Genomic DNA, 13,688 nt, shown 5'->3' on the forward strand with positions numbered 1-13,688 from the left:
TATGAGCGACGGCATGGATGTCTGTGCGATGCTCGGCGCCGTGGAGACCAGGTCAGTCAGCCCCGTCTTCGTCGGCCGCGCCGGCGAACTCACCGCCCTCACCGAGGCGCTCTCCCGCGCGACCGCGGGAGAGCCCCAGGCCCTGCTCATCGGCGGCGAGGCGGGCGTCGGCAAGACCCGGCTCATCGAGGAGTTCCTCGACACGGCCTGCGACCAGGGCGCCGTCGTGGCGCTCGGCGGCTGCGTCGAACTCGGGGCCGACGGCCTGCCCTTCGCGCCCTTCGCCGCCGCTCTGCGCGCGCTCCACCGACACCTGCCCGGCGCACTCACCGCCGCCGCCGACGGCCACGAGGGCGAACTCGCCCGCCTGCTGCCCGAGTTGGGCGTCCCCGGCAGCCACGAGCCCTCCGACGAGGACTCCACCGCCCGGCTCTTCGAGCTGACCGTGCGCCTCCTGGAACGGCTCGCCGCCGACCGCACGATCGTGCTCGTCCTGGAGGACCTGCACTGGGCCGACGCCTCCACCCGGCACCTCCTCACGTACCTCCTGCGCACCCTGCGCCGCGGCCGGATCGTGGTCGTCGCCAGCTACCGCGCCGACGACATCCACCGCCGCCACCCGCTGCGCCCCCTCCTCGCCGAACTCGACCGGCTCCGCACCATCCGCCGCATCGAGCTCGCCCGCTTCACCCGCACCGAGGTGCACCGCCAGCTCACCGGCATCCTCGCCGCCGAACCCGACCCCGGACTCGTCGAAGAGGTCTTCGAACGCTCCGACGGCAACGCCTTCTTCGTCGAGGAGCTCGTCGTCTCCCACGAGGCCGGCTGCGCCGCCGGCCAGCTCAGCGACTCCCTGCGCGACCTCCTGCTCGTGCGGGTCGAGACGCTCCCCGAGGCCGCCCAGCGCGTCGCCAGGATCGTCGCCGAAGGCGGCTCCACCGTCGAGTACGGACTGCTCGCCGCCGTCGCCCGGCTCCCCGAGGACGAGCTCATCGAGGCGCTCCGGGCCTCCGTGGGCGCCAACATCCTGCTCGCCGTCCCCGACGGCGACGGCTACCGCTTCCGCCACTCCCTCGTCCGCGAGGCCGTCAGCGACGACCTGCTGCCCGGCGAACGCTCCCGCCTCAACCGGCGCTACGCCGAGGCCCTGGAGGCCGACCCCGGGCTCGTCCGCCCCCACGAGCGGACCACCCGGCTCGCCACGTACTGGTACCACGCGCACGCCCCGGAGAAGGCCCTCCCCGCCGTCCTCCAGGCCTCCGTCGAGACCCGCAAGCGGCACGCCTACGCCGAGCAGCTCAGCCTCCTCGAACGGGCCATGGAGCTGTGGGACAAGGTCCCCGGCGAGACGCGCGACTCCCTGCGCCCCATCGACTACGCCGACGCGTACCCCGCCTGCGGCTGCGACCCCGAGACCAGTTCGCTGCGTTACCTCGACCTGCTCGCCGAGGCCGCCGTCGCCGCCCGGCTCAGCGGAGAGCGGGAGCGGGCCGCGAAGATCTGCCGGACCGCGCTCCGGATCCTCGACAGCAGCGAGAACGACCCGCTGCGCGCCGCCTGGTTCTGGACCGAGATGGCCCGGCTCCAGTCCAACCTCGGCCGGGGCGACGGCTGGCCGGAGATCGCCCGCGCCCAGGAACTGGTCAAGGGCCTCCCGCCGTCCGCCGTCCACGCCACCGTCCTGGTCGGCGCGGCCGGCTGGGGCATGCTCCGCAACCCCGGCCCCGAGACGCTCGCCGCCGCCGAACGCGCCGTCGAGTACGCGCGGTTCGTGAAGGCCGAGCCGATCGAGCTGAACGCCCGGATCACCCTCGGCACCATCATGGTGTCGGCCGGCGACGCCGAGGGCGGCCTCGCCGCGCTGCACGAGGCGCGCGAACGAACCGTCGCCCTCGGCCAGTTCCACGAGGCCACCCGCGCCCACATCAACCTCTCCTCCTCCATGGAGGCGCTCGGCCGCTCCGCCGAGGCCGTGGAGATCGCCGTCGCCGGCATCGAACTGGCCCGCTCCCGCGGGCTCGTCGACAGCGCGGGCTGGATCCGCGCCAACCTCGCCGAGTCGCTCGTCTCGCTCGGCGAGTGGGACCGCAGCAAGGAGGAGGCCGAGCTGCTGCTCCGCTCCGGGGCGAGCAGCACCAAGCCGGGGGGCACGGCGCTGCTCCAGCTCGCCCACCTCGCCACCTTCCGCGGCGAGCCGGCCAGGGCCGCCGAGCACCTCGCCGAGGCCCGCGCGCGCTACGGCACCCGCGACCCGATCCCGCAGTACACCCTGCCCATGGCGCAGGTCGCGATCGCCGTCGCCGCCGCCGAGGGACACCTCGCGGACGTACGGGACCAGCTCGCCGCGATCGCGGAGACCGGCTTCCCGCCCGGCACCCACCGCTACGGCTGGCCGCTCGTCCTCACCGCCGTCACCGCCGAGGCCGACAGCCGGGGACTGCCCGCCGCCGACGAGGGGCGCCCCGAGACGCTCGCCCTCGTCCGCCGCTGCGTCCGCGGCCTCGCCACCCCGGCCCCGGTCTGGCAGGCCTACTCCCAGCAGGTCTCCGAGGAGCTCGCCCGCGCCGAGGGCCGCGAGACCGCCGCCCGCTGGGCCGAGGTCGTCGCCGCCTGGGCACCCCTCGAACGCCCGCACCAGCTCGCGCGCGCCCGGCACCGCCTCGCCGACGCCCTGCTCGTCGAGGGCGGCCGCCGCGAGGAGGCGGCGGCCCTGCTCCGCGAGGCCCACGCCACTGCCGTCCGTCTCGGCGCCCGTCCGCTCCGCGAGGACGTGGAGCTCCTCGCCGCCCGCGCCCGCCTCTCCCTCACCCCGGAGACACAGCCGCAGGCACCGGCGGAGCCCGGCGACGACACCTTCGGTCTGACCCCCAGGGAGCAGGACGTGCTGCGCCTGGTCACGGCCGGCCGCACCAACCGTCAGATCGCCGAGGAGCTGTTCATCTCACCGAAGACGGCCAGCGTCCACGTCTCCAACATCCTCGCCAAGCTCGGCGTCGCCGGCCGCGGCGAGGCCGCCGCCCTGGCCCACCGCCTCCACATCCTCGACACGCCCCTCTGACCCCTCACCGGACGCCGCGTCCCCCGCCCCCGGGCGGGGGATCCGTATCGTCACCCGGCCCGAGCGCAGGTCTATCGGACCGCTCGCCGGGTCCGCGTCCCCCGGGTCCTCCCGGGTCAGGGCCTGCCTGCGCTTCTCCTCCTCGGTGTGCCTGCGCCCCGGCGCGAAGAACTCGTCCAGTCCACCGAACACGGTCACCGCCTCCTTCACCGCACCTCCAGACGGAGGATCCGGTCGTCCCGAGGCCCGGGCGTGCCCCGGGTGTCGGTCTCGCTGGTCATCAGCCAGAGCCGGCCGCCGCCCGTCGCGAGGACCGTGCGCAGACGTCCGTACTCACCTCTCAGGAACGCCTCGGGGTCCCCGGATCGTTCCGCCCCGGAGAGCGGGACACGCCACAGTCGCTCGCCCCTGAGCCCGGCCATCCAGATCGCGCCCCGGGCGTACGCGATGCCGCTGGGGGAGGCCTCCGAGGTCGGCCACTGGGCCACCGGGTCCACGAAACCGGCCCGCCCGGCCCGGCCCTCGGCCTCCGGCCAGCCGTAGTTCCGCCCCGGCTTCACCAGGTTCAGCTCGTCCCAGGTGTTCTGCCCGAACTCGGCCGCCCACAGCCTTCCCTCCGGGTCCCAGGCGAGCCCCTGAACATTGCGGTGGCCGTACGAATAGACCACCGAGCCCGGGAAGGGATTGCCCGGCGCCGGTCTGCCCTCCGGGGTCATCCGCAGGATCTTCCCGCCCAGCGACGCCCGGTCCTGGGCCAGACCGGTCCGGCCCGTCTCGCCCGTCCCCGCGTACAGCATCCCGTCCGGCCCGAACGCGATCCGTCCGCCGTTGTGCACGAACCCCTTCGGGATGCCGGTCAGCACCGGCTCCGGCGGGCCGAGCCGGTCGCCCGCCCCGCCGCCGTACCGCATGCGCACGATGCGGTTGTCCGAGGCGGCCGTCAGATACGCGTACACCCGGCCGTCCCGGACCGCGAGCCCCAGGAGCCCGCCCTCACCGCCCGGGACCACCCCGGGCACCTCGCCGAGCGGGGTCTTCGCGCCGGTCCGCCCGTCGATCCGGGTGATGGTCCGCTCGTCCCGCGAGGAGACGAGCAGATCGCCGCCGGGCAGCTCCGCGAGGCCCCAGGGCGACTTCAGCCCCTCGGTGAGCGTGCCGGTCACCGACACCCGGCCACCGCCGGTCGCGGACGGGGCCGCCGAAGGGGAGACCGACGTCGGCGGGGCCGTGCCCGGGCGCTCCTCGGTGCCTCCCGAGGAACAGCCGGCCACGAGCACCAGCACGGCGGCGCCCCACAGGGCCTTCACGACAGGACGGCTCATGGTCCGGTCCCCTTCGACGAGTCGAGCGGCATCCGTACACCCTTTGATACACCGCTCGCCCCGATCAGGTTCCCGGCCGCCGGGCCCGTTGTTCCGCGAGCCTCAGTCCCAGGACCCGCGGGGCGCAGGAAGCGCCGCGATCTCCGTCAGGTCCTCCGCCGTGAGCCGCAGCGCGGCAGCCCGGGCGTTCTCCACCGCCCACCGTTCCCGCTTCGCCCCCGGGACCGGCACGACGTGCGGCCCGCGGCCCAGCACCCACGCGAGCGCCACCTGCGCCGGGGTGACGTCCGCCCCGTGCCGCGCGGCCACCCGGCGCAGTCCCGCCACGATCGGCTGGTTCGCCGCCATCATCTCGGCCGTGAACCGGGCGTGCCGGGCCCGCGGGTCGTCCCGTTCGAAGCCGCCGCCCGGGGTCAGCGTCCCGGTCAGGTAGCCGTTCCCCAGCGGCATCGCCGCGAGGAACCCGACGCCCCGCGCCGCGCACCAGGGCAGGAGCCGCACCAGCGCCTCCCGCGACCACACCGACAGCTCCGCCTGCACCGCCGCCACCGGGAAGACCTGCTGGATCCGGTCCAGTTGCCGGATCGTTCCCTCGTGCAGGTCGCCCCCGCGCCGCACCGCCCGCGCCCCCACGGCGCAGAGGCCGAGCGCCCGCACCTTGCCCGCCGACACCAGCTCGGCCATGGCGCCCCAGGTCTCCTCGACCGGCACCTCGGGGTCCGCCCGGTGCAGCTGGTACAGGTCGATCACGTCGGTCTGGAGCCGTCGCAGCGAGGCGTCGCAGGCCCGACGCACGTATCCCGGCCTGCCGTTGGCGACCACGTGCTGGTCGCCGACGAGCAGTCCGCACTTCGTCGAGACGAAGGCCTCGGACCGCCGCTCCTTCAACGCCCGTCCCACCAGGAGCTCGTTGGTGAACGGCCCGTACATGTCGGCGGTGTCGAGCAGGCTCACCCCGGCGTCGAGCGCCGCGTGCACGGTCCGCAGCGAGCGGTCCCCCCGCTGTTCCGAACGGCTGTACGCCCAGCTCATCGGCATGCACCCCAGGCCGATCGCACCCACGTCGAGCGCCGTCGCCCCGATAGTCCTGCGCTCCACCTGCCGGTACCCCTCCCTGTGCCGTCCCCCAAAGTAACCAATGGCGCGCGGGATTCTTCGCATAGCCTCCCGGTCATGAGATTCGAAGACACGACCGCTGACGTGTGGCTTCCCGTTCCCGCCGACGAGATCGAGGGCCTCCCGGCACCGGACGCGTCGGGTCTGAACTACCGTTTCTGGGACGGTGGTCCGGAGTTCCCGGCCGACCCGGCGCGCTGCGCGTTCTACGTCGTCCCGTACATGAAGGGGCCGGAGATCGCCGTACGGCCGCTGGCCGGGATGACCTCCCTCCGGGTCGTGCAGACCCTGTCCGCCGGCATCGACCACGTCACGCCGGGCATCGGCGCGCTGCGGCCCGGGGTCGCCCTCTGCAACGCGAAGGGCGTCCACGAGGCCAGCACCGCCGAGCTCACGCTCGCCCTGATCCTCGCCTCGCTGCGCGGCATCCCCGGATTCGTGCGCGGCCAGGACGCCGAGGAGTGGCGGGCCGGCTTCTACCCGGCCCTCGCCGACAAGTCCGTCCTGATCGTCGGGTACGGATCGATCGGCTCCGCCATCGAGGACCGGCTCGCGCCCTTCGAGTGCGCGCGGGTGGCGCGCGTCGCGCGCTCCGCGCGCACCACAGAGCGCGGCCCGGTGCACGCCCTGACGGACCTGCCGGCGCTGCTGCCGGAGGCGGACGTGGTGGTGCTCTCCACTCCGCTCACGCCCGCGACCACGCATCTCGCCGACGCCGGGTTCCTCGGGCGGATGAAGGACGGGGCGCTCCTCGTGAACGTCGCCCGGGGCCCGGTCGTCGACACGACCGCGCTGCTCAAGGAGGTCGAGAGCGGCAGGATCACGGCGGCGCTCGACGTCACCGACCCGGAACCGCTGCCGGCCGGGCACCCTTTGTGGCACGCTCCCGGTGTCCTGATCAGTCCCCATGTGGGAGGTTCCACTTCTGCCTTCATGCCGAGGGCGAAGCGGCTGATCGCGGGACAGCTGCGGCGGTTCGCGGCGGGCGAGGAGCTGGCCAACGTCCTCCTCACCACCGGCTGACCGGAGGGCCGCGTTCGGCCGGGCGGGTGATGCGCGCCCCCGACACGCGCCGCGCACAAGCCCCCTGGCCGTCACGGAGAGTACTGCGACCCTGTCCCTGAGTGACGGTCCTGGTGTATCGTCCCGTGGCGGGGGACTGCGTCGAGTACGGGCTGACGCTGGGGAGCGAAGTGACGGGTCATCAGAATCCGAGGGGGGCGACGGGTGAAGCACGGCCGGAGGACCGACGATCCGGCGCGGCGACGCCGCCGCCGGCGAGCCTTCCAGGTCTCACCAGGGGCCTCGCACGCTCGGTGCCGGACCAGGCGGCGCCACACCGGGCGCCACGCGCCGCCGCGCCGCCGGACACCGACCGCGACATCCACGACCGTGACGCCCATGACCGCGACGGGCACACCCCCGGTGGTGCCGACGAACCGGCGGCGCGCCCGCACGACGCGGCCGGGTGCGGCGGCCCGGCACCGGAGGACCCGGTGAGCGCGCCCGGGGCGGTCCTCACACGCCGCCCCGTCGGCAGCGGCGGCTCCGGCCACCCGGACCCCGACCGCCCCCGCCTCGGCGGGGCCGTCGCCCAGGTCGCCCTCGGACTCGTCTGCGCGGGCTACACCACCGGAGCCTCCCTCGGCTGGGGCTCCCCCCGACTGGCGCTCTTCATGGGCGACTTCGGGCTCAGCGCCGCCGCGCTCGCCGCCGCGGTCTCCTGCTTCCTCTACGGCCGAGGCCACCGCGGCAGCGACCGCCCGGCCTGGCTGCTCTTCGCCTTCTCCTCCTTCATGGCGGCCGCGGGGAACGCCGTGTGGGGCTGGTACGAGGTCGTCCTCCGCACCGACGTGCCGGACTCCTCCGCGGCGGACCTCTTCTTCTTGCTCTTCGCGCCGCCCGCCATCGTGGGCCTCCTCGTCCTCGCCAAGAAGCCCGTCACCCGGGCCGGCTGGGTCTGCCTGGGTCTCGACGCCTGGCTCATCGGGGGCTCCCTGCTCACGCTCTCCTGGAGCCTCGCCCTCGCCCGCACCGCGCACTTCGAGGGCGAGTCCGTCGCCCAGGCCGCCCTGTCGCTCGCGTACCCGCTGCTCGACATCGTGCTCGTCAGCATGGTCCTCGTCCTGCACTTCCGGCGCTCGCAGGCGAACCGCTCGGCGACGAACACCGCGATCGCCGCGCTCGCCCTGACCGTGCTGTGCGACGCCCTGTTCACCTCGCCGCTGCTCCGCGAGAACTACGCCTCCGGCCAGCTGCTCGACGCCGGCTGGTTCGCCGGCTCGCTGCTCCTGGCCTACGCGCCCTGGGGCGTGCGGCGCCCGCCGGACAGCGCGGCCCCCGCGCGCGGCCAGTGGCTCCACAGCCGCCCGGTCGCCGGCTCGCTCGCCGCCCTCACCCCGTACCTCGCCGCGGCCGTCTGCACTCTCGGCATCCTGTACAACGTCGTCGAGGGGCGCCGGGTGGACCGCGTCGTCGTCCTCACCGGCTGCACGGTGGTGCTCGCCCTCGTCGTACGCCAGGGCATCATGCTCCTCGACAACATCGCCCTCACCCACGAACTGGCCCAGAAGGAGAACCACTTCAGGTCACTCGTGCAGGGCTCCAGCGACGTCATCATGATCGCCGCGCCCACCGGGGTGCTCCGCTACGTCAGCCCGGCCGCCTCCGGCGTGTACGGACGGGACGCGGACGAGCTCATCGGCTCCGAGCTCGCCGCCCTCATCCACCCCGAGGACCTCGGCGCCGTCGTCCACGAGGTGCGGCGCTTCCTGGCCGCCTCGCCCGCCGAGGAGCCCACCACCCGGATCGAATGCCGCTTCCGCTCGGGCCATGGGGGTACCTCCCGCGCGAGCGAAGCCGAGAGCGGGGGAGGCTGGCTCAACGTCGAGTCGACCGTGAACCGGCACCAGGGCGGCCTGATCTTCAACAGCCGGGACGTCACCGAACGGGTGCGCCTCCAGGCGCAGTTGCAGCACAACGCCGAGCACGACCCGCTCACCGACCTGCCCAACCGGGCCCTCTTCACCCGGCGGGTCCGGCAGGCGCTCAGCGGCCGCCGCTCCTCCGACCCCGGCACCGCCGTGCTCTTCATCGACCTCGACGGCTTCAAGGGGGTCAACGACCGCCTCGGCCACCAGGCGGGCGACGACCTCCTCGTCCAGGCCGCCCGCCGCCTCCACGACTCCGTACGCGCCGGGGACACCGCCGCCCGGCTCGGCGGCGACGAGTTCGCCGCCCTCATCCTCGGCGACGGCGGACGCGACCGGGCGGCCCGCCGGAACCAGGTCCAGGAGATCGCCGACCGGCTCCGGCTCACGCTCTCCCAGCCGTACCGCGTGGACGGCGGCAACGAGGTGCGGGTCGCCGCCTCCATCGGCGTCGCCTTCGCCGAGCCCGGCATGGAGGCCGGCGACCTCCTGCGCAACGCCGACCTGGCCATGTACCGCGCCAAGGCCGCGGGCAAGGACCGCGTCGAGCTCTACGCCCCGCAGATGCAGGCCGAGGTCGTCCGGCGCACCGAGCTGGCCGCCCGGCTGCGCACCGCCCTCCACGACGGCGAGTTCGCCCTGCTCCACCAGCCGGTCGTCGACCTCGCCACCGGCCGGATCTCCGCCGTCAGCGCGCAGGCGCGCTGGCGCTCGAGCCAGGGCATCCTCTTCACCCCGGCGGAGTACCTCCGGGTCACCGACGACGGCGAGCGCACCGCCGAGCTCGGCCGCTGGCTCCTCGAGGAGGCCGTGGAGCAGGCCGCCGAGCGGGCGGGAATCGGCCATCGCACACCCGTGTCCATCCGGCTCTCCGCCCGGCGCCTCCTGGACCGCTCGCTGCCGCTCGGCTCGATCGAGTCGCTGCTCACCCGGCACGGGCTGCCGTCGGGCTCGCTGATCGTCGAGCTCGCCGACAGCGACCCCCGGACCTCGCTCGACGAGCTGGAACAGCGCCTGGTCACCCTGCGCCGGCTCGGGGTGCGGATCGCGCTCGACGGATTCGGCAGCGGACACGTGGCGATCAACGCCCTGCGCCGGCTCCCCGTGGACATACTGAAGCTGGACCGGGGGCTCGTCGAAGGCGTCGTCGAATCGGCCCGGCTGCGCAAGATCACGCGCGGGGTGCTCCGCATCGCCGGCGAGCTCGGCATGCAGACCGTCGCCGAGGGCGTCGACGTCCCGGAGCAGGTCATCGCCCTGCGCGCGATGGGCTGCAGCCACGCCCAGGGCATGGCCTTCTCGGGCCCGCTCGACGAGTACCGCCTGCGCAGGGCCCTCGTACGGGACGAGTACCCGCTGCCCGGAGCGGTCCCCGTCCGTGTCGGAAACCGTCCCCCGATCCGCTCAAATACTGAGACGCCTGTCCCACCCACTTGACAGTGGCGAGGGCGGAGAGGGAGGGTCATTGCCATGCGCACCCGAATTCTCGTACTTGGAAAGCGCGTCGGCTGAGGCAGGGCCCCCGTAGGCCCCGCTGAGAACGCACCCGACGCGCTCCCCTCGCTTGCCTCACGGCACGAGGGGTTTTTTGTTGCACTGGCTCACCCCAAAAACGCAGCAAACCCTCGCAAAACACCTCGCAAAAACCCTCTGCTTCGAGAAGAGATGCTGATGACCGACCAGGCCACCGGGCACCATCCGCAGCCGCGGCCCCGCGGCGGCGCGCAGCCCGCCACCACCGTCGAGCACGTCACGGGTGCGCAGTCCCTCATCCGTTCTCTCGAGGAAGTGGGCGCGGACACCGTCTTCGGCATCCCCGGCGGCGCGATCCTCCCCGCCTACGACCCGATGATGGACTCGAAGCGGGTGCGCCACATCCTGGTCCGTCACGAGCAGGGCGCGGGGCACGCCGCCACCGGCTACGCCCAGGCCACCGGCAAGGTCGGCGTCTGCATGGCGACCTCGGGCCCCGGCGCGACGAACCTGGTCACCCCGATCGCCGACGCGCACATGGACTCCGTCCCGCTCGTCGCGATCACCGGCCAGGTCGCGTCGAAGGCGATCGGCACGGACGCCTTCCAGGAGGCGGACATCTGCGGCATCACGATGCCGATCACCAAGCACAACTTCCTCGTCACCAAGGCCGAGGACATCCCGCGGACGATCGCCGAGGCCTTCCACATCGCCTCCACCGGCCGCCCGGGGCCGGTCCTGGTCGACATCGCCAAGGACGCCCTGCAGGCGAAGACCACCTTCAGCTGGCCGCCGCAGACCGACCTCCCCGGCTACCGCCCGGTGACCAAGCCGCACGCCAAGCAGATCCGCGAGGCCGCCAAGCTGATCAGCGCGGCCAAGCGGCCCGTCCTGTACGTCGGCGGCGGCGTCATCAAGGCCGGCGCCACCGCCGAGCTGAAGATCCTCGCCGAGCTCACCGGCGCCCCGGTCACCACGACCCTGATGGCGCTCGGCGCGTTCCCCGACAGCCACCCGCTGCACGTCGGAATGCCGGGCATGCACGGCGCGGTCACCGCCGTCACCGCGCTGCAGAAGGCCGACCTGATCGTCGCCCTCGGCGCCCGCTTCGACGACCGCGTCACCGGCAAGCTCGACAGCTTCGCCCCGTACGCCAAGATCGTCCACGCGGACATCGACCCGGCCGAGATCGGCAAGAACCGCGCCGCCGACGTCCCGATCGTCGGTGACGCCCGCGAGGTCATCGCCGACCTGGTCCAGGCCGTCCAGGCCGAGCACAGCGAGGGCAACAAGGGCGACTACACCGCCTGGTGGAGCGACCTGAGCCGCTGGCGCGAGACCTACCCGCTCGGCTACGACCTGCCGGAGGACGGCAGCCTCTCGCCGCAGCAGGTCATCCAGCGCATCGGTCAGCTCGCCCCCGAGGGCACGATCTTCGCCGCGGGCGTCGGCCAGCACCAGATGTGGGCCGCGCACTTCATCGACTACGAGCAGCCGGCCACCTGGCTGAACTCCGGCGGCGCCGGGACCATGGGCTACGCGGTCCCCGCCGCGATGGGCGCCAAGGCCGGCATGCCGGACCGCACGGTCTGGGCGGTCGACGGCGACGGCTGCTTCCAGATGACCAATCAGGAGCTCACCACCTGCGCCCTGAACAACATCCCGATCAAGGTCGCCATCATCAACAACGGCGCCCTGGGCATGGTCCGGCAGTGGCAGACGCTCTTCTACAACCAGCGCTACTCCAACACCGTCCTGCACTCCGGCCCGGACGACGTCCAGGCGAACAAGGGCACCCGCGTCCCCGACTTCGTCAAGCTCTCCGAGGCCATGGGCTGTGTCGCCCTGCGCTGTGAGGACCCGGCCGACCTGGACAAGGTCATCGCCGAGGCCAACGCCATCAACGACCGCCCGGTCGTGATCGACTTCATCGTCCACGAGGACGCCCAGGTCTGGCCGATGGTCGCCGCCGGCACCTCGAACGACGAGGTCATGGCCGCGCGGGGCGTCCGCCCCGACTTCGGCGACGGCGAAGACGACTGAGCGAGCAGAGCGAAAAGGAAGAGACCCAGACATGTCCACCAAGCACACGCTCTCCGTTCTCGTCGAGAACACGCCCGGCATCCTCGCCAGGATCGCCGCCCTGTTCTCCCGCCGCGGCTTCAACATCGACTCCCTCGCCGTCGGCATCACCGAACACCCCGACATCTCCCGCATCACCATCGTGGTCAATGTCGAGGACCTGCCCCTGGAGCAGGTGACCAAGCAGCTCAACAAGCTGGTCAACGTCCTGAAGATCGTCGAACTCGAGCCCAGCGCTGCGATCCAGCGCGAGCTCGTCCTGGTGAAGGTCCGCGCCGACAACGAGACCCGCTCCCAGATCGTCGAGATCGTGCAGCTGTTCCGCGCCAAGACCGTGGACGTCTCGCCCGAGGCGGTCACCATCGAGGCCACCGGTTCGAGTGACAAGCTCGACGCCATGCTCAAGATGCTCGAGCAGTTCGGCGTGAAGGAGCTCGTCCAGTCCGGCACGATCGCCATAGGGCGTGGCGCCCGGTCCATCACGGACCGGTCCCTGCGGGCCCTCGACCGCAGCGCCTGAGAGTCGTCCGAGGTCGACCGCGGGTCCATCCGGCGGTCCGACTGACGAGACCCGAAAACCTTCCTCCCGCTCCCCGCCGTACGGTGGGACGCAACACCAGCACCTCAAGGAGATACCCAGTGGCCGAGCTGTTCTACGACGACGACGCCGACCTGTCCATCATCCAGGGCCGTAAGGTCGCGGTGATCGGTTACGGCAGCCAGGGCCACGCCCACGCGCTGTCGCTCCGTGACTCCGGTGTCGACGTCCGCGTCGGTCTGCAGGAGGGCTCGAAGTCCAAGGCCAAGGCCGAGGAGCAGGGCCTGCGGGTCGTCTCCGTCGCCCAGGCGGCGGAAGAGGCCGACCTCATCATGATCCTGACGCCGGACCCGATCCAGGCCCAGGTCTACGAGGAGTCCATCAAGGACCACCTGAAGGAGGGCGACGCGCTCTTCTTCGGCCACGGCCTGAACGTCCGCTACGGCTTCATCAAGGTGCCCGAGGGCATCGACGTCGCCCTGGTCGCCCCGAAGGGCCCGGGCCACCTGGTCCGCCGTCAGTACGAGGAGGGCCGCGGCGTTCCGTGCATCGCGGCCGTCGAGCAGGACGCGACCGGCAACGCCTTCGCGCTGGCGCTCTCGTACGCCAAGGGCATCGGCGGCACCCGTGCCGGCGTCATCAAGACGACCTTCACCGAGGAGACCGAGACCGACCTGTTCGGTGAGCAGGCCGTCCTCTGCGGTGGCACCGCGGCTCTGGTCAAGGCGGGCTTCGAGACCCTGACCGAGGCCGGCTACCAGCCGGAGATCGCGTACTTCGAGTGCCTGCACGAGCTGAAGCTCATCGTCGACCTCATGTACGAGGGCGGCCTGGAGAAGATGCGCTGGTCGGTCTCCGAGACCGCCGAGTGGGGCGACTACGTCACCGGCCCGCGGATCATCACCGAGGCCACCAAGGCCGAGATGAAGAAGGTCCTCGCGGAGATCCAGGACGGCACCTTCGCCAAGGAGTGGATGGCCGAGTACCACGGCGGCCTGAAGAAGTACAACGAGTACAAGACCCAGGACGCCAACCACCTCCTGGAGACCACCGGCAAGGAGCTGCGCAAGCTCATGAGCTGGGTGAACGACGAGGAGGCGTAAGCCTTCACGGCAGGGGCCGGACACCGTGTCCGGCCCCTCGCCACATCGTTGGACACCCCGTCCAAC

9 protein-coding genes are annotated in these 13,688 nt (G+C 72.7%); 6 read left to right on the forward strand and 3 right to left on the reverse strand.

Annotation, left to right across the window (positions count from 1 at the left end; translation table 11 throughout):
- Window position 1 precedes the first annotated feature (1 nt).
- Complete coding sequence (locus ACN9M0_RS26100; protein WP_426404308.1) at window positions 2-3,058, forward strand: helix-turn-helix transcriptional regulator; 3,057 nt, start codon at window positions 2-4, stop codon at window positions 3,056-3,058.
- On the opposite strand, the gene ACN9M0_RS26105 is transcribed toward ACN9M0_RS26100, so the two are convergent.
- The 3 genes from ACN9M0_RS26105 to ACN9M0_RS26115 form a co-directional block, all read right to left on the reverse strand.
- Window positions 2,942-3,268 (reverse strand): DUF6191 domain-containing protein, encoded by a 327-nt coding sequence (locus tag ACN9M0_RS26105; RefSeq protein ID WP_426404309.1) that lies wholly within the window; start codon window positions 3,266-3,268, stop codon window positions 2,942-2,944. The genes ACN9M0_RS26100 and ACN9M0_RS26105 overlap by 117 nt on opposite strands.
- The gene (locus ACN9M0_RS26110; RefSeq protein ID WP_399696012.1) at window positions 3,265-4,380 is read right to left on the reverse strand and encodes a PQQ-dependent sugar dehydrogenase; all 1,116 of its coding nucleotides are present in this window, start codon (window positions 4,378-4,380) and stop codon (window positions 3,265-3,267) included. Before ACN9M0_RS26110 ends, ACN9M0_RS26105 begins: the two co-directional genes overlap by 4 nt.
- A 102-nt stretch (window positions 4,381-4,482) precedes the next feature.
- Window positions 4,483-5,478, reverse strand: coding sequence for an aldo/keto reductase (locus tag ACN9M0_RS26115; protein ID WP_426404310.1), 996 nt, complete (start codon window positions 5,476-5,478; stop codon window positions 4,483-4,485).
- A gap of 75 nt (window positions 5,479-5,553) precedes the next feature.
- Between ACN9M0_RS26115 and ACN9M0_RS26120 the strand changes: the two genes are divergently transcribed.
- The 5 genes from ACN9M0_RS26120 (at window position 5,554) to ilvC (ending at window position 13,622) form a co-directional block, all read left to right on the forward strand.
- A complete protein-coding gene (locus tag ACN9M0_RS26120; protein ID WP_366035965.1) occupies window positions 5,554-6,519 on the forward strand; it encodes a 2-hydroxyacid dehydrogenase in 966 nt (321 codons plus the stop codon).
- Window positions 6,520-6,992: 473 nt separating this feature from the next.
- Window positions 6,993-9,863 carry a putative bifunctional diguanylate cyclase/phosphodiesterase gene (locus tag ACN9M0_RS26125; protein WP_426405327.1) on the forward strand — a complete coding sequence of 957 codons (2,871 nt, stop codon included), beginning with the start codon at window positions 6,993-6,995 and terminating at the stop codon, window positions 9,861-9,863.
- 228 nt (window positions 9,864-10,091) lie between these two features.
- Entirely contained in the window at window positions 10,092-11,942 is a 1,851-nt protein-coding gene (locus tag ACN9M0_RS26130) for an acetolactate synthase large subunit (protein WP_366035964.1), read from the forward strand.
- Between the two features lie 31 nt (window positions 11,943-11,973).
- A complete protein-coding gene (gene ilvN, locus ACN9M0_RS26135) occupies window positions 11,974-12,501 on the forward strand; it encodes an acetolactate synthase small subunit (protein ID WP_366035963.1) in 528 nt (175 codons plus the stop codon).
- 119 nt (window positions 12,502-12,620) lie between these two features.
- Window positions 12,621-13,622, forward strand: coding sequence for a ketol-acid reductoisomerase (gene ilvC / locus ACN9M0_RS26140; RefSeq protein ID WP_093873951.1), 1,002 nt, complete (start codon window positions 12,621-12,623; stop codon window positions 13,620-13,622).
- The last annotated feature ends 66 nt before the right edge of the window (window positions 13,623-13,688 follow it).

This window comes from Streptomyces sp. R-07 (assembly GCF_049913175.1).
Classification (GTDB): domain Bacteria; phylum Actinomycetota; class Actinomycetes; order Streptomycetales; family Streptomycetaceae; genus Streptomyces.

Coding starts and splice junctions, on each gene's coding strand:
- ACN9M0_RS26100 (WP_426404308.1), top strand. CDS start 2: ATGAGCGACGGCATGGATGTCTGTGCGATGCTCGGCGCCGTGGAGACC.
- ACN9M0_RS26110 (WP_399696012.1), bottom strand. CDS start 4,380: ATGAGCCGTCCTGTCGTGAAGGCCCTGTGGGGCGCCGCCGTGCTGGTG.
- ACN9M0_RS26120 (WP_366035965.1), top strand. CDS start 5,554: ATGAGATTCGAAGACACGACCGCTGACGTGTGGCTTCCCGTTCCCGCC.
- ACN9M0_RS26130 (WP_366035964.1), top strand. CDS start 10,092: ATGCTGATGACCGACCAGGCCACCGGGCACCATCCGCAGCCGCGGCCC.
- ilvN (WP_366035963.1), top strand. CDS start 11,974: ATGTCCACCAAGCACACGCTCTCCGTTCTCGTCGAGAACACGCCCGGC.